General features: G+C 53.9%; 13 protein-coding genes and 5 pseudogenes. 14 read left to right on the top strand and 4 right to left on the bottom strand.

Annotation, left to right across the window (positions count from 1 at the left end; translation table 11 throughout):
* Window positions 1–1,168: 1,168 nt before the first annotated feature.
* Window positions 1,169–2,428, top strand: a complete 1,260-nt coding sequence (locus tag ACI2KG_RS03495) for an MFS transporter (protein ID WP_404660812.1) — start codon at window positions 1,169–1,171, stop codon at window positions 2,426–2,428.
* 244 nt (window positions 2,429–2,672) lie between these two features.
* Here ACI2KG_RS03495 and ACI2KG_RS03500 read toward each other — a convergent pair.
* Window positions 2,673–3,128: pseudogene (locus ACI2KG_RS03500) on the bottom strand (hypothetical protein); the annotation flags it as partial.
* 93 nt (window positions 3,129–3,221) lie between these two features.
* Here ACI2KG_RS03500 and ACI2KG_RS03505 point away from each other — a divergent pair.
* Window positions 3,222–5,270, top strand: a complete 2,049-nt coding sequence (locus tag ACI2KG_RS03505; RefSeq protein WP_404660813.1) for a TonB-dependent receptor domain-containing protein — start codon at window positions 3,222–3,224, stop codon at window positions 5,268–5,270.
* Between the two features lie 123 nt (window positions 5,271–5,393).
* Here the strand turns inward: ACI2KG_RS03505 and ACI2KG_RS03510 are convergent, their stop codons facing one another.
* A complete protein-coding gene (locus tag ACI2KG_RS03510; protein ID WP_404660814.1) occupies window positions 5,394–6,110 on the bottom strand; it encodes a hypothetical protein in 717 nt (238 codons plus the stop codon).
* A 483-nt stretch (window positions 6,111–6,593) separates the two neighbouring features.
* Between ACI2KG_RS03510 and ACI2KG_RS03515 the strand changes: the two genes are divergently transcribed.
* Window positions 6,594–6,836: a hypothetical protein gene (locus ACI2KG_RS03515; RefSeq protein ID WP_404660815.1), complete on the top strand. Its 243-nt coding sequence runs from the start codon at window positions 6,594–6,596 to the stop codon at window positions 6,834–6,836.
* A 161-nt stretch (window positions 6,837–6,997) separates the two neighbouring features.
* Complete coding sequence (locus tag ACI2KG_RS03520) at window positions 6,998–7,261, top strand: DUF3077 domain-containing protein (protein ID WP_404660816.1); 264 nt, start codon at window positions 6,998–7,000, stop codon at window positions 7,259–7,261.
* A 151-nt stretch (window positions 7,262–7,412) separates the two neighbouring features.
* Here ACI2KG_RS03520 and ACI2KG_RS03525 read toward each other — a convergent pair whose 3' ends face one another.
* A complete protein-coding gene (locus ACI2KG_RS03525; RefSeq protein WP_404660817.1) occupies window positions 7,413–8,219 on the bottom strand; it encodes an HNH endonuclease in 807 nt (268 codons plus the stop codon).
* Window positions 8,220–8,499: 280 nt separating this feature from the next.
* A complete protein-coding gene (locus ACI2KG_RS03530) occupies window positions 8,500–9,501 on the bottom strand; it encodes a restriction endonuclease (protein ID WP_404660818.1) in 1,002 nt (333 codons plus the stop codon).
* A gap of 118 nt (window positions 9,502–9,619) precedes the next feature.
* Between ACI2KG_RS03530 and ACI2KG_RS03535 the strand changes: the two are divergent.
* From ACI2KG_RS03535 to ACI2KG_RS03580, 10 genes and pseudogenes are all read left to right on the top strand, one after another.
* A pseudogene (locus tag ACI2KG_RS03535) lies at window positions 9,620–9,904 on the top strand (tyrosine-type recombinase/integrase); the annotation flags it as partial.
* Between the two features lie 120 nt (window positions 9,905–10,024).
* A complete protein-coding gene (tnpA, locus tag ACI2KG_RS03540) occupies window positions 10,025–10,345 on the top strand; it encodes an IS66-like element accessory protein TnpA (RefSeq protein WP_404660819.1) in 321 nt (106 codons plus the stop codon).
* Window positions 10,342–10,677: an IS66 family insertion sequence element accessory protein TnpB gene (gene tnpB / locus ACI2KG_RS03545; RefSeq protein ID WP_236186666.1), complete on the top strand. Its 336-nt coding sequence runs from the start codon at window positions 10,342–10,344 to the stop codon at window positions 10,675–10,677. The genes tnpA and tnpB overlap by 4 nt, the downstream gene beginning before the upstream one ends.
* A 63-nt stretch (window positions 10,678–10,740) precedes the next feature.
* Window positions 10,741–12,275 (top strand): annotated as a pseudogene (gene tnpC / locus ACI2KG_RS03550) (IS66 family transposase).
* 55 nt (window positions 12,276–12,330) lie between these two features.
* Window positions 12,331–12,768, top strand: coding sequence for a GNAT family N-acetyltransferase (locus tag ACI2KG_RS03555; RefSeq protein WP_404660820.1), 438 nt, complete (start codon window positions 12,331–12,333; stop codon window positions 12,766–12,768).
* A gap of 1,014 nt (window positions 12,769–13,782) precedes the next feature.
* A pseudogene (locus ACI2KG_RS03560) lies at window positions 13,783–14,768 on the top strand (integrase domain-containing protein).
* Window positions 14,752–15,028: pseudogene (locus ACI2KG_RS03565) on the top strand (hypothetical protein). The pseudogenes ACI2KG_RS03560 and ACI2KG_RS03565 overlap by 17 nt, the downstream one beginning before the upstream one ends.
* Window positions 15,029–15,324: 296 nt before the next feature.
* Window positions 15,325–17,478 (top strand): N-6 DNA methylase, encoded by a 2,154-nt coding sequence (locus ACI2KG_RS03570; RefSeq protein WP_404660821.1) that lies wholly within the window; start codon window positions 15,325–15,327, stop codon window positions 17,476–17,478.
* Entirely contained in the window at window positions 17,475–18,602 is a 1,128-nt protein-coding gene (locus ACI2KG_RS03575) for a restriction endonuclease subunit S (RefSeq protein ID WP_404660822.1), read from the top strand. Before ACI2KG_RS03570 ends, ACI2KG_RS03575 begins: the two co-directional genes overlap by 4 nt.
* Complete coding sequence (locus ACI2KG_RS03580) at window positions 18,599–21,838, top strand: type I restriction endonuclease subunit R (RefSeq protein WP_404660823.1); 3,240 nt, start codon at window positions 18,599–18,601, stop codon at window positions 21,836–21,838. The genes ACI2KG_RS03575 and ACI2KG_RS03580 overlap by 4 nt, the downstream gene beginning before the upstream one ends.
* Window positions 21,839–22,011 lie beyond the last annotated feature (173 nt).

The raw sequence follows: 22,011 nt of genomic DNA on the forward strand, positions 1-22,011 counted from the left end.
AAAAAAGCCAGTATCCCCCTCCCTTGCAGGCTGCATTTCAAACACCCGCCATGAGGCATGCACGCACCCGTGTAGGAGCGGCCTTGCGTCGCGAAAGGACCGCAAAGCGGTCCCCTGCTATCAAGACCCCATTCAGCAAAGCCAAACTCAAGAAAAAATCTGCGTTGTTGGCAAATCTGAAGATTTTCACTGCCCAGTGAAGAAAAACTCTACGCCAGTGGGGAAAATCAAAGGAAAGCAGTGCGAGCTATGAGCACGCCGACAGCCCCAACTAAAGTACAGGTTCACGGCAACATCAGCGGCAAACCAGGTGCATGTTAAATGCAATCGGCGCTCAGCTTGTTCGTCTTTAAGAACACATAGTTCGAGCCGTAGCGCTTGTTGTTAAGCTTAGAATCTTCCGGTGCACCTCTTTTATATATTTCGAAGAAGCTTTACTCGGGCCTAGCCCGAAAGGCAACCAACGCAAAAGACCAAGATTTAGTGTCAGAAACCACTCCATCATTAAATCTTGTAGGAAACACCCTACATTTTAAATGCAGAATCTAACAATATGTTTGCAAACATCTTTCAGATCCGACAGAAAAAATGTAACTTTACGTTTATTTTTTCTTGAAAACCTGACTGAACAACAAGCTGAAAGCAGGGGTACAAAACCGACCCAATAACCCATCAAGCCGTCTACGACGGGAGATACGGCAGTTCAACTGAAATTCTAGATCAGCAACTAGAAACTACTCTAGATCCTCCAGCCCCCCTCGCACCCTCACTAAAAATATCTCTGAACAGTTGACTTCTACGCATCCAGAGTCGACCCTAATCGCATCAAGCTCTGCTACCCCAAATGCCTCGACTTGCAATTACAGGACGTACACGCAAGCTTGCGGCTGTATTCAACTAAATGCGCGGAGACACGGATGCTCACTTCATCAGAACTTGATACTCACTTATGCATTCATAAACTATTCGAAAAACAAGCTAAGCAAAACCCCACGACTACGGCGCTTGCCTTCCAATACTTAAAACCCAAGCTCGAAAAACTTAATGCCAAGGGCAACCAATTTTCACAATCGTAAATGTCTGGCAACCGTCACTACCTAGATACTTTCACAATAATGATACAAACGCAGGAGGCGTAGCGATGCGCTTTTTGCGTAGGAGATATCTCATGCTTGCCGCTTACCGAGACTTCATAAACGTTCCAGGCACTAAGGGCTTGATAGTCGCTAGCGCCATTGCCAGATTGCCCCAAGCGATGTTTGCCATTGGCATTATCACACTGCTAGCACACAAAACCGGCCAGTATTGGCTTGCAGGGTCTGTCGCGGGAACCTTCACATTAGCAAATGCGTTGTTCGCTCCGAAAATTTCTAAACTTGTTGATCTGTACGGTCAATACAAAATTCTTCCAGTGGTAACTGCTTGCAGCACAGGCATGATGCTGGGATTGATAGTTGCCATTTACCTAGAAGCCTCAATAACCCTACTGTTTTTATTGGCCGCACTGGCGGGCCTGATGCCTAGCATGCCCGCCATGACAAGAGCACGCTGGATGCATATGTTTCAAGAGAAGCACCGTTTGCACACAGCGTTTTCAGTGGACACCGTGCTTACCGAACTGGCTTACATCATCGGCCCACCACTGGCGATAGGTTTGAGCACTCACTTTTATGCTGAAACCGGGCCGCTTATGGCGACCTTGTTGCTCGTTTTCGGCGTAACGGCCGTTCTCGCCCAGCGAAATTCTGAACCCCAAGTGGTTAACGATAGTGCATCCAGCGCCAACTCTGTTCTATTCCGCCCAGGGATACGTACCATGGTGTTTTCGCTATTGGCAATGGGCGGCATCGGCGGCGCAATTGATGTTGCGGTGGTTGCCTATGCCAATGAACAGGGTTGGCCTGGATCCGCCAGCTTCATCTTGGCCGCTTATGCGCTGGGTTCGATGATCGCGGGGCTGCTTTTTGGCGCGATCAAGTTGTCATTGCCCATTGAAAAACAATTTCTTCTGGGCATTCTGGTGACGGGCCTAACGGCGATACTCCCCCTCTTTTCGTCCAGCGTTTATGCCTTGGCTGTGTTGCTGTTTTTCGCGGGAGTATCTTTTGCGCCGACGATGGTGGTAACCATGAACCTTGGAGCGATCCTGATTCCGGCGTCCAGAGCCACCGAAGGCTTTACGTGGATGACGACGGGCCTCAGCGTTGGCGTGGCCATCGGTGCCGCAGTTTCCGGCGTATTCGTAGATATCTACGGCGCTCGCGCCGGTTTCGGCGGGGCTATAGGTGCGGGGCTGATAATGGTAATGGTGGTGCTTTCAGGGTTTGGCTCTCTGCGAAAAACCGTCGCGAATAGCGCTGTTGGTGCAGACGCTATCGCTAACCCTGGTGTGCCCGTTGGGGAGGATGTCATTGCACCAGGCCGTTAGGGATACTTCACGAGCCGTTTCCAACGTTCTTTGAGCGCAACGAAAAGGTCAAGCGAACGCTGAAAATTCTGGATGGCGAAAGTGCCGTGAGGCTTCAGGTCGGCGCCGTGTCAGTCTAGCTCGAAGCCTACGTCATGGTGCGCCTTCTCTGCCCAAGCTTGAATGTATTCGTTGTTATGCGCCATGACTGGCCGGGCTTTCGCAGCAAAACCAGAACAGCACTTGCCACCTTCAACCCTTGGTATCAAGGCTTCATCAGCGGCTCAATGCCAACCCATTTCTTCACCGGGTGATAGCACAGGTGCAGCGGCGGAACCTCTACCTCGCGCCCCTGCACCTGCAGGCTACCCACGTTGATCGTCCACTTGGAATCGGCATTCAGCTTGTCCGTCTGGAAGATCACATAAGCCGAACCGTATAGCTTGTTGTTGGCGAGCCTGGGAATCATCCGGTGAACTTGATCGCTGTTGATGTGGGACGGCGAAGGCCTGGCAGCCCACTCATTCACAGTGGGATAGTCGTAGCTATCGTTGAGGCCCACGTACACCTCGGGCCGTGCATTCAGGCGCGAGCCATCTTCAAAGGTGATGTAGGCCAGGCGGCTGTCGTACAGCACCGGGATTGGCGGCTGGCCACGTTTGAAGTCGGTCGATGGGCGCTGACGGTTCTTGTTGTAGGCGATCATTTGCACGAATAATTCCGATTCCCGCCGCGGGAATTCCTCGTCTGGGTACTAAACGTTTAACGTCCCGCCTCGATTTCATCCCTACCGATCGACAAGGACTGTTACGCAATGCTGCCATGCCCTCCTTTCTCCCGCGCCCTGCTCACCGCTGGATTGCTTGCCGCGGCCGCTGCCCAAGCCGAGGAACCCCTCGAGCTCGAGCCGCTTCCCGCCACCGAACTGCAGGCCTCCTTCGTCACCGCCACAGGGGGCGGTACCGATGTACGAGATGCGCCAGCCAGTGTCAGTGTCATCACGCGGGAAGAGATCGAACGCCAGCCTGTCTACGACCTCAACACCCTCCTACGCCGCATCCCTGGCGTGACAGGCGGTTACGGCCCGGTAGGCGAGCAGTCGAAGATAAAGCTACGAGGCCTTGACGACAAATACACCTTGATCTTGGTGGACGGGAAACGCATCGGTAGCTCTGCCGACACCAATTACCGCCGTGATCTGGGTCGCCAGGACATCAACTGGATCTCGCCAAACATGATTGAGCGGATCGAGATCGTGCGCGGGCCGATGTCTTCGCTGTATGGCTCAGACGCCATGGGTGGCGTCATCAATATCATTACCCGCAAGGTATCCCGTGAGTGGAGTGGCTCGCTCAACGTAAACACCACCATGCCGGAAGACACCGACCGTGGGCAGACCAACCAAACCAGCATTAACTTGTCTGGCCCTGTCACAAACGCCATCGGCCTGCGCCTGGGCGCCAATGTCACTCGACGCGCTGCCGACGAGGCCACGCCGCGCCTCGACGCAACGGGGGACTTTGTTTACAACGACGGCGCCGGCGGCGCCAAAGACCACAGCGTCAACGCTTTGCTCAATTGGCAAATCAATGACAACCATGAGTTGTCCTTCGAGGCCATCCACGGCGTGGAGCGTTCGTGGTCGTCAAAGAAAACGTTCGGTGACTGGGGGGATACCGTAGGTGAAGCGTTCGGCGCCGGCCGCCTGACGCGCGACAGTTTCGTCGTCTCGCACCATGGCGACTGGGGCTTTGGGACCTCGCGCATCGACGCTTACTTGAATAAATTCGACAATGACATCGGCGAGGGCAAGGCCAACTCGGAAGAAAAAATTGTCGAGGGCAGCCTTAATATCCCGTTCGAACTGTTGATCAACCAGCGCCTGACCGTGGGCGGCCAGTGGAAACGCGAACAGCTGACCAACACTGACACGCTGGGCACGGTGCCCGTGGATTACCAGGGTGCAACAGTGGGCGGGTCGGACCTTGAAGGGGACTATTCCGCGCTGTTCGTCGAGGATGAATTGTTCCTGCTCGATAACCTGTCGCTGACGCTGGGCAACCGCTTCGACCACAGCGATGAATACGGCAACCACAATAGCCCACGCGCTTATGTGGTCTATCACCCTCACCCTGACTGGACAGTGCGCGGCGGGGTGTCGCGCGGGTTCCGGGCCCCCAGCTTGAAAGAAGGCAGTGCGGGCGCAGCGACCAACTCTGGCGGCCGCGGCTGTACCTCTCTGCGCCCACTTGGCTACGTGACCGGCAGTTGCTGGATGGCAGGCAACCCAAACCTGCGCCCGGAAATCAGTACCAACAAGGAGATCGGCGTTTCATTCGACCACGACGGCTGGGAGGCCAGCCTCACGTACTTCCATACCGACTTCAAGGACAAGATTGAATATGCACCGCTGGGGTATTTCCAGGGCCGCTGGTGGACCATGCTGGAGAATGCGGACAAAGCCCGCACCCGCGGCTGGGAAGGCAGCACCAAGGTGCCGTTGTGGGAAAATGCCAGCTGGCGCACCAACGCCACTTACATGCTCGAAAGCCGCAACCTGTCGACCGGTGAAGACCTGATCAGTTCGCCAAAGCTCTCGTTGTTCAGTGCAATCGATTGGCAGATCAGCGAGCGGATCGGTACCGAGCTTTCGGCCCAGCATGTGGGCAAGCAACGCGGACTAGGCACAGACTTCGTCAAGTCTTACACCACCTATGACCTGACCGGAAACTGGGCGGCTACCAACTGGTTAACCGTGAACGCCGGGGTGCAGAACTTGCTGGATGAAGACCCACGTGATGACTCGACCAGCTTTTACGTGCCCGGTCGGGCGTATTTTGTTGGGGTAACCACCTACTTCTAAGTTGAGCGAACCGCAGCTGCGCCTGGAGTGCCCAAGCCTGAATGTGTTTGCAGGCATGCGGGATGGGTGGGCCGGGCTTCCCGGCAAAACCAGAAAGGCACTCGCCACCTTCAACCGCTGCTATCAGGGCTTCATCAGCGGCTCGATGCCGATCCATTTCTTCACCGGGTGATAACACAGTTGCAGGGGCGGAATTTCCACCTTTCGCCCCTGCACCTGCAGGCTACCCAGGTTGATCGTCCACTTGGCATCGGCATTCAGCTTGTCCGTCTGGAAGATCACATAAGCCGAGCCGTAGCGCTTGTTGTTGGTGAGCTTGGGAGTCAGCTGGTGCACTTCATCGCTGTTAATGTCGTACGGTGAAGGCCTGGCAGCCCGCTCAGTCACAGACGGATAGTCGTAGATGGTGTTGAGGCCCACGTACACCTCGGGCCGCGCATTCAGGCGCGAGCCGTCTTCAAAAGTGATGTAGGCCTGGCGGCTGTCGTACAGCACCGGGATTGGCGGCTGGCCACGTTTGGAGTCGGTCGACGGGCGCTGGCGGTCCTTGTTGTAGACGATCATCTGCACGTAGAACTCCGGCCGCGGGTATTGCTCGCCTGGGTACTGCACGTGCAAGCCTTGCTCGTAGCGCTCCTCGCGCCAGTGGGCGGCGTGGTCGTAGAGGTAGGTTTCCAGGTAGAGGGTGGTTTCGCCCTGCGGGCCTGGCACTTTGAACTGGAACTCGGATTCGCAGAGGTCCGCGTAGGCGGGGCGCTCGCGTTTCCAGGGGATGCAGGCGGTTAGTGAGGCTGTGGCCAGCAACAGCAGGAGGGAGGTGGCGCGCTTGAGGTTGGTCATGACCTGCCTTGGTCTGGGTGCGAGAGGGGCAGTTTCGGGGGCTGGGGGGCGGAAGTCCATGGTGACTGTTTGACATCATCGGGACATGGCTGGATACAGGGATGGGTGGGTGGTTTGCTTTTTGAGAGGTTGAAGCGTTAGCCGAGCAGCGAAGGCCGCAGAATTTGACGGCAAACGCGGGGAAAGAATCAGAAAAAAGAACTTCCTTGTAGGGCATTTCCCAAAGATACTCCCTGCGCCTGATTTTCGTTGCACATGGTCAACGTGGGTTCTAGTCTCGGCTGGTCGCTGCCAATTCAGCGACCGGTTTTGACGGACCGATGACGCTGTCCTCATGTGCACACTTTTATGGTGGCTGTACGTGCGGGCACCCTGTGGTGCGCCGAGTGCCAACGTCTCGGTCCGTCAACCCGCGTACAGCTGCCACCCCATTGCTTGACGGCATGGGTGTGGTGGTTTCTCCTTCTACGTTGGAGTTGCACCATGCTCAAAATCGTTCCAGATCCACCCCGCAAAACTCTCTGCCTTGAAGACACCTTGGTCCAGGCCACGGAATACGCGCTCTGCGCTGCGACCGTTGTGCATCAGGCAATACTGCTGCAGCCCAAGTCGCCTGTGTCGATTCTTATGATGACCTCGATGCATGAACTGGAGACCCTGCGAGCTTTGCTTGAGTCCGCGCTGGTTCAGCTACAGGTGCCCACCGACCCCAGGATTTCGCATTGAGGCCTTACTGATTGTGTCGCCTGGGCATGGCCCATCACCGGCAAGCCAGGCCCCCGACAGTGAACTGACCTATGTCACAGGCCCTACGCCTGTGAGCGGCTGCGGGGGAATGCTGGTTTTGACGCCGGCCCAGGTATCTCAGATTTCGGGGAGATTGAACAATGTCTACAGAAGAAACCAAATTCACCGTTGGCAAAACTACCTTTTACCAAGGGGCAAACCAAACCCATCCCCTCTTCCGCATCGAAGCTGGCATCCCGTGCCAGAGCGCGCGTGAGCAAGCCTCGGAGCTGATGGGCTACGCGCGGGATATGACCCTTGACGGGTTGATGGACGAAAAACCGCAGCTGATCTGGGCATCGCACTACCTTTGTGCCATGGCGAAAGCGCTTATGGATGATGCCGAACTGGGCATGATGCGCTGACTCACCAATTCCTCTACGGATGTCTTCGAGACCAAAATCAAATCTCGGTCTCGGAGGCGATCCGGCTGTATGGCCTAGCCGGAGAAGCTAACGGTAGAAGATTTACAAAGTCTGTCGTAGCACTTCGGCTCAGTCGTTGTCCGCTTCGTCCCTACACCGAGTCGTTGACCCATCGCCCTCGTAGCATACCTTTCAACTCGTCAACGCTAAGAGTCATGTCTCGCTTGCGGTGCACCACCGCATGACAGTTGGCGCACAGCGTCACCAGGTCTGTCTCAGGATTCACGGTTTGCTCCCCACCATATTCCGAAATCGGTACTACGTGGTGAACGTGAATGAAGCCCTTCGCATGCTCACCGTAAGCCTGTTCGAAATCAAACCCACATGCCTTGCAGTCAAGCCCGTGGAAGGCAATGGCCTTTATCCTCAGGTCTTTCCGGCGCTCATAGCGGGTGCCGAAGTAGGTTGTCTTGCTGCCCTCGCTGAACGATTCAAAGATATACCCTTCGTCGTCCGTGCTCGACACGACCGCTTCACCCTGCGATGGCGAGAATTTCGCAGAACTTAAGATGGCATCGTAATCGGCCTGGGAGATGGGCCGAACGCCTGCACGCCAGTAATTTTTCGCGCGAGTAGCGGGAGTAGTCTCCAGGTACACCCCGTTGTTTTTGGAAAGGACAGCGGTTTCAAACGGCGTAAAGCTTTCGATGAACGCGTAGAGATCACCCTTATCACTCTTTGAGTCCGCGTAGACCTTGCCGATGCGTGCCTTGCCAAAATAATGCGGCGCGTTGCTGAGGCGCGCGGATGTAAAGGCTTTGTCCTTTATACGGCCTTTGTAGTAAATCACATCCGTTCCCTGAGTAAGCAACGCTTTGTAGCGTTTGGGGAAGTGATACACAGCGCCTGTCTCGTCTTCCCACTGGGATATGTCATTCTCAACGATGATGACGGGCATGAAATTTCCTCTCCGTAGGTGACAAGAGCCTACCAAAAAAATGGAAATTTCCTACGACGAAGTGAAAATGAACCTAATCCATCAACATTTTGTGACTGGCTATGACCTATGTATATGCGATCGATGGTGGGCACAGCACATGCCGTCATCGCGTCTCACACACCCCCAACGCGGTTTCACGCGTGGAAAACAGGATTCGCGACGCACATTTGGCTTTGTGAGGCAGGGTTTGAGATACCCACCGAACCCTACCCGACCGATTGGTAAGTAAGGAGCGTATTTATGCAGGCACGTAAAAGTAGCTCAACGGTACCAGCCGCTTAGTCTCAGGATCAGTAGCTGGGTAATGCGCCATCAACGTGCGGGCCAGCTCATCCAGCGTCCACATCGTGAGGTGGACATTGGCCCTCTCTCCTTCATAGAGCGCCTCTTTCGTGAATCCTCCAGTACTGACATAGAGCCCGCGGTCATCCTTGTGCCTACCTCCAAGAAAGCTACGGATCTCATTACTACCCATCCGGGCATTTCGATGCTTCACCTCCACAACGATGCGGGGTGGCTCGAAACCAAAACCATCTGGGGAAGCAATTATGTCTTTACCCCGATCAGCACCAGCTGGGGATACTAGCGTCTTGTAACCCATTGCGCGCAAAATTCCAGCTACCAGCTCCTGCATTTCAACCCAATCCAGACTGTTGATTTGGTCTTTAATCCGCTCAAATGCGATCTCTTGAACACCCTTCAACGGGTCTTCTAGGGCTTCTGGATCCTCAATCAGATCATTCGGCGCAGCGGAGACGTTTCTACCAGTAGCGAGGGCCAGCAATTCCTTCTGAGCATCCTCCGCAACATTAAATACCGTCAACGTAGATCCCAGACTGTTTCTACTCGTCCCAGTGAGCTTGTCGCGATCAACCTCCTGCGGGTACCACTCAACAGACCTGGTCAGAGACATCCCTTCATCTGCTAGATCAAGGCGAAGCTGGCAGGCTCCAGTGAAACGACCCACCAGATAGGTCCGGTTCGCAGGAGAGTAAGTAACGACTGTGTCACCGATGCTGATTTCGTTAACGAAACGGAATACCTGTGAAGCTCCTGAGACGGCACTCGCATCCTTTATCCCTGGCTGGAGGTCTTTATAGGCCTGGATTAATGCCTTCCGAGAAACACCTGGTTTGGCTTCAAGCGCCAATTGAGCCCAACCAATTGCTGCGATATTGCGATCTCTGAAATCGTCATACAGACGGCCGCCGTCACCTCGGATCATCCACATCGCTGGCATGTTAAAGCTCACTATTCCCATGAATTCGAGGCGAGACTGTAGCAATGGTGATCGCCTGTGTGAACGAAAAGCACGGCATCCCGCATACCGTGTTTGGAGCTAGCCGGCTCTTTAGCGGTTGAAACGTATGGGCTTCCAGGATCGGTTGGCCAGCCACGGCATGCGCTCGATGGCCAGCACCATCTTAAATGAACATGGGTGGGATCCGGAGCTCATCGAAGTGGCACTGGCGCATGTCGACAAGGATGAGGTACGCAGCGCCTACAACCGAGCCGACTACATTGAACGCCGACGACCGATGATGGCCTGGTGGGGTGAGTACATCCAGAAAGCCGCCACCGGCAGCCTGCTCGCCTCAGCGTACGGCCAAGTCAAAGACAAGAAGGTGGTGCCGATACGCTAGCGCTATACAGGCACAACAACGTAAGCGTCCGGCGAACTCACCTTCCGAACTCCAGCTTTAAGGGCGATGGTGTCCGCGTATTTTTAAGCGGACGCGATCACCCTTATCGCCAGGATTTCCATGCGCCAACGAAGCTCTTATCCGAAACCGTTCAAAGCCCAGGTCGTTCAGGAATGCCTGCAACCTGGCGCATCCATTTCCAGTGTCGCCATCAGCCATGGCATCAATGCCAATGTCATCCGCAAATGGATGCCGCTCTATCGAAATCAGCCCGCAGCGACTTCACTACCAGCCTTCGTCCCGCTTAAGGCCACACCTAAACGGCCAGCCGAAGCGTCAGTAATCATCGAGCTGCCCATGGCCGACCAAGTGATCACCGTGAAATGGCCAACCTCAGATCCTGAGGGCTGCGCGCAATTTATCCGGGCTGTCGCTAAATGATCCGCATCGATGCAATCTGGCTGGCCACCGAGCCGATGGACATGCGCGCCGGCACTGAAACCGCACTAGCCCGGGTGGTCGCGGTGTTCGGTGCGGCGAAGCCGCACTGCGCTTATCTGTTCGCCAATCGCCGTGCTAACCGGATGAAAGTGCTGGTGCACGATGGCGTGGGCGTCTGGCTTGCCGCGCGGCGCCTGAATCAAGGCAAGTTTCACTGGCCCGGAATTCGCCACGGCTGTGAGGTCGAACTCGACAGCGAGCAACTCCAGGCGTTGGTGCTGGGCCTGCCGTGGCAACGAGTTGGCGCAGGTGGTGTGATCAGCATGCTGTAATCGCCGGCCATTTGACCGGTCTGCTTGTCGTCGTCCTGCGCCTGCTCTGGCACAATCGGCGGCATGACTTTCTCGCCCAACCTCGATCAGATGACCCCGGAACAGCTTCGTGCCTTAGCGGCACAGGCGTTGCAGTTGCAGTCTCAGGTGGAGGCGATGAGCAGGAAGATCCAGAACGATGAAATCCTCATCGAACAGTTCAAGTTCGAAATCGCCCTGCTCAAGCGCCACAAGTTCGCCAAGCGCAGCGAGCAAATCAGCCCGGCGCAAGGCAGCTTGCTGGATGACCTGCTCGACACAGACCTTGAAGCTATCGAGGCCGAGCTAAAACAGCTTCTTCCCGCGTCGTCACAGGCCGAACCACGGCAATCCCCGAAACGTGCGCCCTTGCCGCCGCAGTTTCCACGCACGTGATTCGTCACGAACCAGAAAACACGCTGTGCGCCTGTGGCTGCCAACTTCAACGCATCGGCGAAGACGTCAGCGAGAAGCTGGATTACACGCCGGGCGTGTTTACCGTCGAGCAACATGTACGTGGCAAATGGGCCTGCCGTCAGTGCGAAACCCTGATTCAGGCGCCGGTTCCGGCCCAGGTCATCGACAAAGGTATCCCGACCGCAGGCCTGCTGGCCCACGTGATGGTGGCCAAGTTTGCCGATCACTTGCCGCTCTACCGGCAGGAGAAAATCTTTGGCCGCGCGGGGCTGGCAATCGCTCGCTCGACCTTGGCCCAGTGGGTCGGACAAACCGGCGTGCGGCTCCAGCCGTTGGTCGATGCGCTGCGTGAAGTGGTGCTGAACCAAGGCGTGATTCAAGCTGATGAAACACCGGTGCAAATGCTTGCGCCGGGCGAGAAGAAAACCCATCGGGCCTACGTCTGGGCCTACAGCAGCACGCCGTTTTCAGCGCTCAAAGCAGTGGTGTATGACTTCAGTGCAAGCCGTGCAGGCGAACATGCGCGCAACTTCCTGGGCGACTGGAACGGCAAGTTGGTCTGCGATGACTTCGCTGGCTACAAAGCTGGTTTTGAGCAAGGCATCACTGAAATAGGCTGCATGGCCCACGCCCGTCGCAAGTTTTTCGATCTGCATGTCGCGAACAAAAGTCAGTTGGCCGAACAAGCGCTGCACTCGATCAGCGGCCTGTACGAGGTCGAACGCCAGGCGCGGGACATGAGTGATGAAGATCGCTGGCGAATACGTCAGGGAATGGCGGTACCGATCAGTAAAAAATTGCATGACTGGATGTTGGCCCAGCGCGACCTGGTGCCCAACGGATCAGCCACGGCCAAAGTCCTCGACTACAGCCTGAAACGCTGGGTAGCGCTAACGCGCTACCTAGACGATGGAACTGTGCCGATCGATAACAATCAGGTCGAGAACCAGATACGGCCATGGGCACTCGGGCGCTCGAACTGGCTGTTTGCCGGGTCGCTGCGCAGTGGTAAACGGGCGGCGGCGATCATGAGTCTGATCCAATCGGCGCGTATGAATGGGCATGATCCGTTTGCATATCTGAAGGATGTGCTGACACGACTGCCGAAACAGCGGGCAAGTGAGATTGGGGAGTTGTTGCCACACAATTGGAGTCACCCTTGATAGCCCGGATATGTAAGGATGCTTTCATCACACGGATAGAAAAAAGGAAGATGCTATGGACGCAGTAATCCGGCTTGCCAAACTTGCCGATATCGATGCGATTTTTAAGATTCGAACCAGTGTTCGGGAAAATCACTTATCTCAAGATCAGTTAACGGAGATAGGCATAACGCCTGAAGCTATAAGTCAGGCAATTTCAGAGACTCCGTGCGCTTGGGTCGCGGAGGTCAGTGGTGCTCCAGTCGGTTTTTCGATGGTCGATATTGAAGATGGTTGCGTGTTCGCGGTCTTCGTCTTGCCGGAATTCGAAGGGTACGGGTTGGGGCGCAATCTGATGCACAAAGCAGAGACTTTTCTATTTCAACGCCATCAGAAGATATGGTTAGAAACCGCTGAAGCAAGCCGTGCGAGCGGATTCTACAGAAACCTTGGCTGGCAGCCCGTGAAGAACCTACCGGAAGGTGACATTCGTTTTGAGAAGCAACTGAAGTAAAGCGAGAATAAAGGTATCGAGACGGTTAAATGGGCGCCCGGCCAATTGCGCAAGGTGTGTTCCCGGAACGCTTACACAACAACGGCAGCAACTGAGCGTTCAAGATTCAGGGCAAGCAGCCTCGCTTATTCGCTTCTCGGCACGAGTCCTTCCAAACAGGGCTGCAAAGCCGCCCTGTTTGGAAGAACCTCACTTAGAAGAGCTAAAAGCGACCACGTTGTCCAGGATTTACCACGGAATTCCACCGGTGGATAACCGCTCTTAAAGTCCAAAGCGGCGCTGAATTTTGAACCTTGACCGGGTTTATCCACAGGCGTACAACTGGCCGTGCAAGCGCTGTCGATGACAGCAACCCAGGTGGCCCGAGCCGTGAAGGTCACGCCGCTCGCGCGGTGGTTCTCCTCCCAAATGGCGATTCGCGTCCGGCAACTCGCCCGGTCGCCTCCCCGGTGATGGATGCCTCCTTCAGATCATGGCCGTCGTGCGCCAGACAGCACCTCCTACTTCGCTGCCCTGCAGCAACCTATCCGCTTGGCCGAATCTTGCGCCAACCTGCGCCCGTCTCCTTCTCCTGGAAAAAAACGGGCACTTCTACCACTGCTGCAGCCCTTATCGCACATGGCTTTGCGGCATTCCCCCTCGTGACAATCGGCGTGACAAACGCCGACGCCACCAGCAACAGCGATGTAGATGATGGTGCCGCAGACCAAGGAATGGACTGCACCTGACTGACAGTCAGGCATGCCCCAGTCAACGCATTGCTGCTTGCACCTGGTTCAGGATCTCGCGGCACTGGTCTCGTCAGCCAATGCAGCCTCCACCCGCCCAGCGGTTACGGTGCTCAGGGGGCCAGATCATGAGATGCCCAAGCTCTTGGCCGTAAGGAGCCGTCAGCCCAGCGTTAGTGGATAACCCTTACAGGACGCAGGGGCTTTGATCCCTGTTAACACTCAACATTCCTGGCGAGATGACGTGGGGGTAACGATTCGAGAAACAGCGACAAAGGTAACAGGTATGAAACGAGGGGGCAGGCGCGACAGCTGGAATTTCGGCAACGGCAGGAAACTGGAATATGCATTTAAGTGCGCGCTGCAACGCATGTACGGCGGTGGCCACTTTGGCACCGTCAAAGCAAACAGTGATCGGTGCAGAATCTTTGCGAGATGGTGCGCGTCGAGCTGGCCCTGGTATCAAAGATCGACGGGAGATTCAGAACCCGATCCTCTACGACTACGCAGCTCACTTATGCAAACAAGTCGAGAAGGGTGAGATTGCAGTCAGTACGGCGGTGAATCGGCTGTCTAGTGTGAACATCGGCATGCAAGCGCTTCGGGGTGATCGCCACGTAAGGTTGCCGAGCCCGAGCACGGCGTTAAGTATGCAACGCGCAAGGGTTCGCCAGTCAGTGCCGCAAGGCAGGATCGCGCGCAGGTGCAGAAGATTGTCGATGTCCTGTGTGACCGAGAACAGCTTCGCGCAGGGGCTATGATTCAGTTGGCGCGAGCCACCGGGATGCGGTTGCGCGAGACGATATTGGCTGATTTGCCTAGGTTGATTCGTGAGGCTGACAAGCTTGGCAAGATCAACATCCAAGACGGCACCAAGGGCGGCCGAGGCGGTGCGTCGGCGCCTCGCTGGGAGGTGGATGGCCGTATTCAGGATGCGCTGCGGTTTGCAGCAAAGGTATCGCCGACGGGTAGTAGCAACATGATCGCGCCGAGCGAAAGCTATGCGAGCGTATTGCAGCGAGTAGCAGGAGCTTCGCGGAGCGTGCTGCATAAAAACGCTCTTAAAGGATTTCATGAGTTGCGCGCAGCGTATGCCTGTGAACGCTACGAGCAGATTACCCACATCCTGCGCCTGTTTATGGCGGTCGCTGCTACGCCATCAACCCACGCCTCGACTGTGCGGCTCGTATACAGCTCAGCTATGAGCTAGGGCATGACCGGATCGACGTGGCCGCGGCCTCCATCGGGGGCAGGCATGACCAAGACGTTTGATATGGAGGTGCTCTTAAGTGGGGTGCTGACTGGGTCGCATGCGACCCAGCAGCGGCATTTGCGGCAGGCGAGGGTTATCCAGGCTGCTATTTTCGGAGCGGTGGCAGCGAGAAACGCCTTGGGCATGGAAAATAAAACATTTGGTTTGGTTTCTCGAACATCGCGTAGGCCATCGAAGCGAGGCTACTCGGTACTACTACCTACTTACTGCCCGACTGATTACTCGGCGCCTACAGACGTCATGGGCTTTCGATCTTTGAGTAGGGGCTGGAAGTCCGTCGCGGCCAGCCGCAAATTCCCGTTAACTGCCTCAGGCAACGCACAATAATGGCCGGTAGCCAACCTAGAGTTCGGTCCCATGTAGGGGGGATAGCCCTTGTGCCCATGCGGTTGAAAGGACCGTAAAATCTGGTTGCTGTCAATATTGCGGGCTACCAAAACATGGGTAAGAACATTAAAATCGTTGCCTACTTGAGGATTGGCTACCCAGGCGATTTTGAAGGCTGGGAGCGCTGTGAGCTGTCCTCATGCCCCTGTTATTCAAAAGGATAGAGTTTTGGCTCAGTTAGAGAACATCGAGGCAATTGAAAGGCGGCTTTGGAAGGCAGCAGACACCCTTCGCAGCAATTCTGAACTGGCCAGCAACGAATACTTTCTCCCCGTGATGGGACTGATTTTTCTACGTCACGCTTACAGCCGCTTCCTGGGGGTGAGGGATGAAATCGTCGCCACCCTGCCCAGCCGGGGCGGCAAGACACGCGCCTTGACCAAAGAGGACTTCTCGCAGAAGGGCGCTATTTTCCTTAACCACGAGGCTGAATTCGACGCCCTCGTCGCTCTGACCGATGCCGATGATCGGGCGGAAGCTATTACTAGCGCGATGGAGTCTATTGAAAAGGATTACACCAATTTGGCAGGCCAGCTGCCCAAGAACGAATACCGTAGTATTCCGAATGATGTCCTTGGCCTGCTGCTGCGAACTCTAAACCCAGAGGAGCTGAAAAAGGCTTCCGGCGATATTTTTGGTCGTATTTACGAATACTTTCTTACTGAGTTCGCAGGGCAAGGCGCACATGATGGCGGCGAATTTTTTACGCCGGTTTCCTTGGTGCAACTAATTACTAATGTGTTGGAGCCAGATCATGGAGTCGTCTTCGACCCTGCTTGCGGTTCTGGCGGCATGTTTGTGCAGAGTGCTCACTTTCTCGAAGTGCATGAGGAAAATCCGAACAAACTCACCTTCTACGGCCACGAGAAAAATCGCGTAACAACGCGCCTCTGTAAAATGAACCTCGCGGTTCATGGTCTTGAGGGGAATGTTCTCGGTGGAGAGCAGGCTATTACCTATTACAACGATCCCCATGAAAGGCTTTGGGGAAATGTCGATTACGTAATGGCGAACCCACCCTTCAATGTTGACGAGGTTGATGCGGAGAAAATAAAAAATGATTCGCGCCTACCGTTTGGCATTCCTGGCATCAACAAAGGCAAAAAAGTCCCTAATGCTAACTATCTTTGGGTTCAATATTTTTACAGCTATTTGAACGATCGTGGGCGCGCCGGTTTTGTTATGTCGTCACAAGCATCCAGTTCCGGGCGTGAAGACGCCAAGGTGCGTGAGCAACTGGTTAAAACCGGCCACGTTGATGCGATGATCGATATTCGTGGAAATTTCTTTTATACGCGAGCTGTGCCATGCCAACTTTGGTTTCTGAACAAGAACAAGCCAAAAGAGCATCAAGATAAAGTATTGATGATCGATGCTCGCAATATATATCGCAAAGTTACGCGTAAGATATACGATTTCAGTCCAGAGCAGCTGAAAAATCTCACCTCAATAATTTGGCTTTATCGTGGCGAAAGTGATCGATTCATTGAATTAGTGCAGAGTTATATAGATAGCTCTCTTTTTGAGGCACATGCCTGTGAACGTCCGGAAGCGTTACAGGCAGAGCCGGTGCCTAATTTTCTTTCCTCGTTAAAACAGTTGAATGCTGCAACCCTTCCTTTTCTTGATTATTTAGATAAAGAGCTGGGGGCCGACAAGCCGCATGCTGAGTTGCATGGTGAGCTTTTAACAATAATTGAGCAAATCAATGCAGACTGGGCAAGCTTCCAGATTCTAAAAAATGACCTTCATAAGTGGTGGGGGGATTACTCTTATGATACAGCGGCTGAACTAGTTAAATTTACTGAGAACGAAGTTTGTCTTGCAAGTCTCGCTGGACAATGCCGCGACCTCACTAAGCTGATTGATCGTGCTTGCAAGTTGAGTATGCGGCTTGTTGATTTTTGCGAGATGGAACACTCTGCTAAAAATAGCGCGCTATGGGATTATGCGCTAATTAATGGCCCGCGCCGCACTAGCCTTAAAAAAATTGTAGAGAGCACAAGAAAAAGTGCAGCAGACCAACTAAGGCAAGTCCGTTACTTTTACAAACAAGCGCACTGGCTTTTGTCTCGCTTTCCGGATGGACAACTTAGAAATATAGATGGATTGGTGCAGCTAGTATCTAGAAAAGATATCGAGGGCGCTGAATGGAGTCTAACTCCTGGCCGTTATATCGAGGCCGCTCCTGCAGAAGTCGATGAGGATTTTGATTTTGAGGACGCTCTGAGAGACATTCATATTGAATTGACAGGGCTGAATGAGGAAGCTGTCGGGCTTTCGGAAAAAATCGCCCTCAATTTTCAGGGATTAGGGATATGATCTGGGCTGAACGTTCGCTTGATGAATTGGGATACGTCTCTCGAGGAAAGTCTCGGCATCGACCAAGGGACGCGGCTCACTTGTACGGTGGTCCATATCCGTTTGTTCAAACCGGGGATGTAAAGCATGCGGGACTGTACCTTAGTAATTATTCACAGACCTATAGCGAAGACGGTCTAGCACAAAGTAAGCAATGGCCGATTGGCACTCTATGCATTACGATTGCTGCTAATATTGCGGACACCTCTATCTTGGCCATAGAGGCCTGCTTCCCAGATAGTGTTATTGGATTTATAGCTGATCCTGAAAAGGCAGACGCACGCTATATAAAATACCTTTTCGATGCAGAGTTAAAGCTTAAGTACAAGCAGTTTACACAAGGCGCCGCCCAAGATAATCTTAGTCAAGGAAAGCTGCTCTCGATAAAATTTAGAGTTCCGCAAGATGTGGCGGACCAAAAAAGAATTGCAGACTTTATATCTGCGTATGACGAGCTTGTAGAAAATAATCGTCGTCGAATTGAGTTGCTGGAGGAGTCTGCCAGGTTTTTATATAAAGAATGGTTTGTTTATCTTCGGTTTCCAGGGCATGAGCATGTAGTAAATAATGATGGAGTTCCACAAGGGTGGGCGAAAGATAAGATAGGCGATTTTTTAACTCTTAGTTACGGAAAGGCGTTAAAGGCAGATGATCGAATTGAAGGTGCCTTCCCCGTTTACGGCTCAAGTGGCGTTGTTGGCAGTCATCACAAGAGCTTGGTGTCAGGGCCAGCTATCATCGTGGGCAGAAAAGGAAATGTGGGCGCGGTGCATTGGTCTCAAAAGGATTTCTGGCCAATAGATACCGTTTATTTCATTCCCAGTGAGCAAAGTAATTTATATCTGTATTATGCGCTTCAATATGCGGGCTTCATAAATACAGATGTGGCTGTGCCCGGATTGAATCGAGACATGGCATACAGTAGAAAGCTATTCAGACCGGCAGATATTGTTTTAAATTCCTTCTTGGAAGAAGTTCGACCAATACGCGCCCAAATTGAAAAGCTTCAAGAATATAATGCTAAGCTTGAGTCGGCCCGCGACCTTCTGTTACCTAGACTGATGAATGGAGACATCACCGTATGAATGCAATGACCGAGGATCATCTGGCGCAAGAGACGACCGCTAACTACCTACTGCATGACTTGCAGTGGGATGAGTCGATCTACGCTATGTATGAGGTTTTAGGCAAGGAAGGCACCCTCGGTCGAACAAGCGAAACAGAAGTCGTACTGAACCGCCACCTCGGGCAGAAGCTCATCGATCTCAATCCAGGTCTCCCAATGGAGGCCTATGAAGACGCATTACGGATTGTGAATGAGTACAGCAGCAGCTCTGTGCTACTGGCGACCAATCGCGAGAAAGACAATCTTCATAAGAACGGCGTTGAGATAAGCTTCCGCGACGAAAGAGGCGAGCGCGTCAAAAAGCGTCTACGCCTTTTTGATTTCGATAACCCGTCAGCAAACCACTTCCTTGTCGTGCGGGAGCTATGGGTCAAGGGCGACTTGTATCGTCGGCGCGCCGATATTGTCTGTTTCGTGAACGGTATCCCGCTCGTGTTCATGGAGCTCAAGAATGTCCATAAGGACATCAAGTCGGCTTACGAGAAAAACTTTGCTGATTACAAGGACACCATCCCGCATCTCTTCCACCACAATGCGTTCATCGTCTTGGGCAATGGCGTGGACGCCAAGATCGGCTCGATCTCTAGCAAATTTGAGCACTTCAACGACTGGAAGCGCCTGCATGAAGACAGCCTCGGCGTTGTCGATATGGAGACGCTGCTGAAAGGCACATGCTCCAAAGCGAACTTGATGGACATTTTCGAGAACTACATCCTCTTCGATGAGAGCACTGGAAAACTCGTCAAGATCGTTGCCCGGAATCACCAGTTCCTGGGAGTTAATCGCGCCATTGATGCTGTGAAGGATCGTAAAGCACGCGCTGGCAAGCTTGGGGTGTTCTGGCACACCCAAGGCTCCGGCAAGTCCTATTCAATCGTGTTCTTTGCCCGGAAGGTCCACCGCAAGCTTGGCGGCAACTACACCTTTGTCGTCCTGACCGACCGCGAAGACCTGGATACTCAGATCTACAAGACCTTCGGCGGGTGCGGGGTTGTGGATAACGACCGCGATCCTTGCCGTGCCACCAGTGGCGAGCATTTGCAGGAGTTGCTGGGTCAGCACAAAGCTTTCGTATTTTCGCTGATCCAGAAATTCAACAAAAAGGTCGATCCCGAAAACCCTTACTCGGAACGGGATGACATTATTGTCATCACTGACGAGGCGCACCGTACCCAGTACGGCACGCTCTCGCTAAACATGCGTAACGCCATGCCCGGTGCTAGCTTCATCGGCTTCACCGGTACGCCACTGTTCAAGGATGACGAGATCACCAAGAAGGTCTTCGGAGAATACGTTTCGACCTACGACTTTCAGCGAGCCGTGGAAGACAACGCCACCGTGCCGCTCTACTACGACGCGCGCGGGGAACAGTTGCGCTTTATTGACGAGGACGGCGACGAACATAGTGTTGCCGATCCGAAGGGCCTGAATGAGAAGATCGCTGCCAAGCTTGAAGAGCTGGAGATTGACGATATCGACGTTCAGCAGCGTCTTGAGCGCGAGCTGAAACGCGACTACCACATCATTACCAGCACCAGTCGCCTCGAACAGGTTGCACAGGATTTTGTCCGCCATTACGCCAATGGCTGGGAAACCGGCAAGTCGATGCTTGTTTGTATCGACAAGATTACCTGTGTGCGCATGCACAAGCTGATCGATGCCTACTGGCAAGAGCACATTACACGCCTGGAAAAAGACCTGCCGAGCGCTCTGGACGAGCAAGATGATATCTGGCGTTGTCGCCAGATCGACTGGATGCGGGAAACGCAAATCGCCGTCGTGGTAAGCGAAGAACAAGGCGAGGTGAACAAATTCCGTAAATGGGATCTGGACATCACGCCGCATCGTCGCCTGATGAAAGAGGGTTTTCTGCTTGGCGATGGAAAGCGTATCGACCTTGAGAGTGCATTCAAAAAGCCAGAGCACCCGTTTCGTGTGGCTATCGTCTGCGCCATGTGGCTGACTGGTTTTGACGTACCAACTCTCTCCACCCTTTATCTCGACAAGCCCTTGCAGGCCCATACGCTCATGCAGGCCATCGCTCGCGCGAACCGTGTTGCGGAATGCAAGAATAATGGCTTGATCGTCGATTACTGCGGCATCCTCAAAAACCTGCGCCAGGCCCTGTCTACCTTTGCCGGTCGCGGGGATGAGGGGCATGGGGATGATGAGGGCGAACTTGACCCTACCTTACCAAAGGAAGATCTCCTCGCAGAGCTCATCGAAGCCATTGGCTTTGTACGCGACTTCCTTCAAGTCCAGGGCTTCCACCTTGAAGACATCAATGAGAAGACAGGCTTTGCGCGAAACGCTGCCATCATCGAGGCCAAAGAGGCAGTCAACGAGAACGACCAGACTCGCAAGCGCTTCGAGATTATGGCCCGCGAGGTCTTCAAGAAGTTCAAGGCCTGTATCAATGTTCCCGGCGTGAATGGGCAGCGCGATGCCAGGGATGCGATCAATATCATCTACAAGAGTTTGCAGGCCGACCGGGAAGCCGCCGATATCAGCGACATTATTCGTCAGCTTCACGGGATCGTTGATGACGCAATCCACACCCGTGCTGCTACAGGTGAGGGGGCTGGGGTTTATGATATTAGCAAGATCGATTTTGAACGGCTGCGTCTGGAGTTTGCAAAATCTCCGGCCAAGCACACCGCTGTACAAGGACTGAAGGATGTCATCGAAAAACGTCTGAACATCCTGCTGATGAAGAACCCCCTACGTACAGACTTCCAAGCTCACTACGACAAACTTGTCGATGAATACAATCTTGAGAAAGATCGGCTCACTATTCAAAAGACCTTCGAGGCGCTTCTGAAGCTGGTTGATGATCTGAGTGCAGAAGAACGTCGCGCCATGGAGGAGGGACTTGATGAAGAAACTCTCGCCTTGTTCGACCTTCTTTCAAAACCACAGCTCTCTAAGGGCGATACAGCAAAGATCAAGAAGGTCTCTGCCGAGTTGCTGGAAACCCTGAAGGCCGAGCGACTCAGGGTCGAGAACTGGCGCGAGAAGGAAAGCACGCGCGACGCCGTGAAGCAGAAGATCTATGACTTCCTGTGGGACGACAGCACCGGGCTTCCGGTTGATGACTACAGTGAGGGTGAAATCAAAATCCTGGCGGAGAATGTTTTTCGGCATGTGTATAGGGCTTATCCGACCGTGCCGTCGCCCCTGTATGGACCAAATTAACGAAGCGTAACGGTCGGGTGGCAATGCCGGCAACGTGAGGCCGGCATCTAGCCACCAGTCGAGGGCAACCTTGCACGCTCATTCGCACTTCCCAAGCCTGAGCCGGACTGAGCTAGGAAGCACCGGCCATCGAAAACCAGGACATGCAGCATTCCACCTGGTATCCCAAGCAA

This window comes from Pseudomonas sp. NPDC089407 (genome assembly GCF_044900445.1).
Classification (GTDB): Bacteria; Pseudomonadota; Gammaproteobacteria; order Pseudomonadales; family Pseudomonadaceae; genus Aquipseudomonas.

Bases quoted from the DNA above. Each gene is read 5' to 3' on its own strand.
- ACI2KG_RS03495 (WP_404660812.1), top strand. From the start codon at position 1,169: ATGCTTGCCGCTTACCGAGACTTCATAAACGTTCCAGGCACTAAGGGC.
- ACI2KG_RS03520 (WP_404660816.1), top strand. From the start codon at position 6,998: ATGTCTACAGAAGAAACCAAATTCACCGTTGGCAAAACTACCTTTTAC.
- tnpB (WP_236186666.1), top strand. From the start codon at position 10,342: ATGATCCGCATCGATGCAATCTGGCTGGCCACCGAGCCGATGGACATG.
- tnpA (WP_404660819.1), top strand. From the start codon at position 10,025: ATGCGCCAACGAAGCTCTTATCCGAAACCGTTCAAAGCCCAGGTCGTT.
- ACI2KG_RS03530 (WP_404660818.1), bottom strand. From the start codon at position 9,501: ATGCCAGCGATGTGGATGATCCGAGGTGACGGCGGCCGTCTGTATGAC.
- ACI2KG_RS03515 (WP_404660815.1), top strand. From the start codon at position 6,594: ATGCTCAAAATCGTTCCAGATCCACCCCGCAAAACTCTCTGCCTTGAA.
- ACI2KG_RS03510 (WP_404660814.1), bottom strand. From the start codon at position 6,110: ATGACCAACCTCAAGCGCGCCACCTCCCTCCTGCTGTTGCTGGCCACA.
- ACI2KG_RS03580 (WP_404660823.1), top strand. From the start codon at position 18,599: ATGAATGCAATGACCGAGGATCATCTGGCGCAAGAGACGACCGCTAAC.
- ACI2KG_RS03555 (WP_404660820.1), top strand. From the start codon at position 12,331: ATGGACGCAGTAATCCGGCTTGCCAAACTTGCCGATATCGATGCGATT.
- ACI2KG_RS03575 (WP_404660822.1), top strand. From the start codon at position 17,475: ATGATCTGGGCTGAACGTTCGCTTGATGAATTGGGATACGTCTCTCGA.
- ACI2KG_RS03525 (WP_404660817.1), bottom strand. From the start codon at position 8,219: ATGCCCGTCATCATCGTTGAGAATGACATATCCCAGTGGGAAGACGAG.
- ACI2KG_RS03505 (WP_404660813.1), top strand. From the start codon at position 3,222: ATGCTGCCATGCCCTCCTTTCTCCCGCGCCCTGCTCACCGCTGGATTG.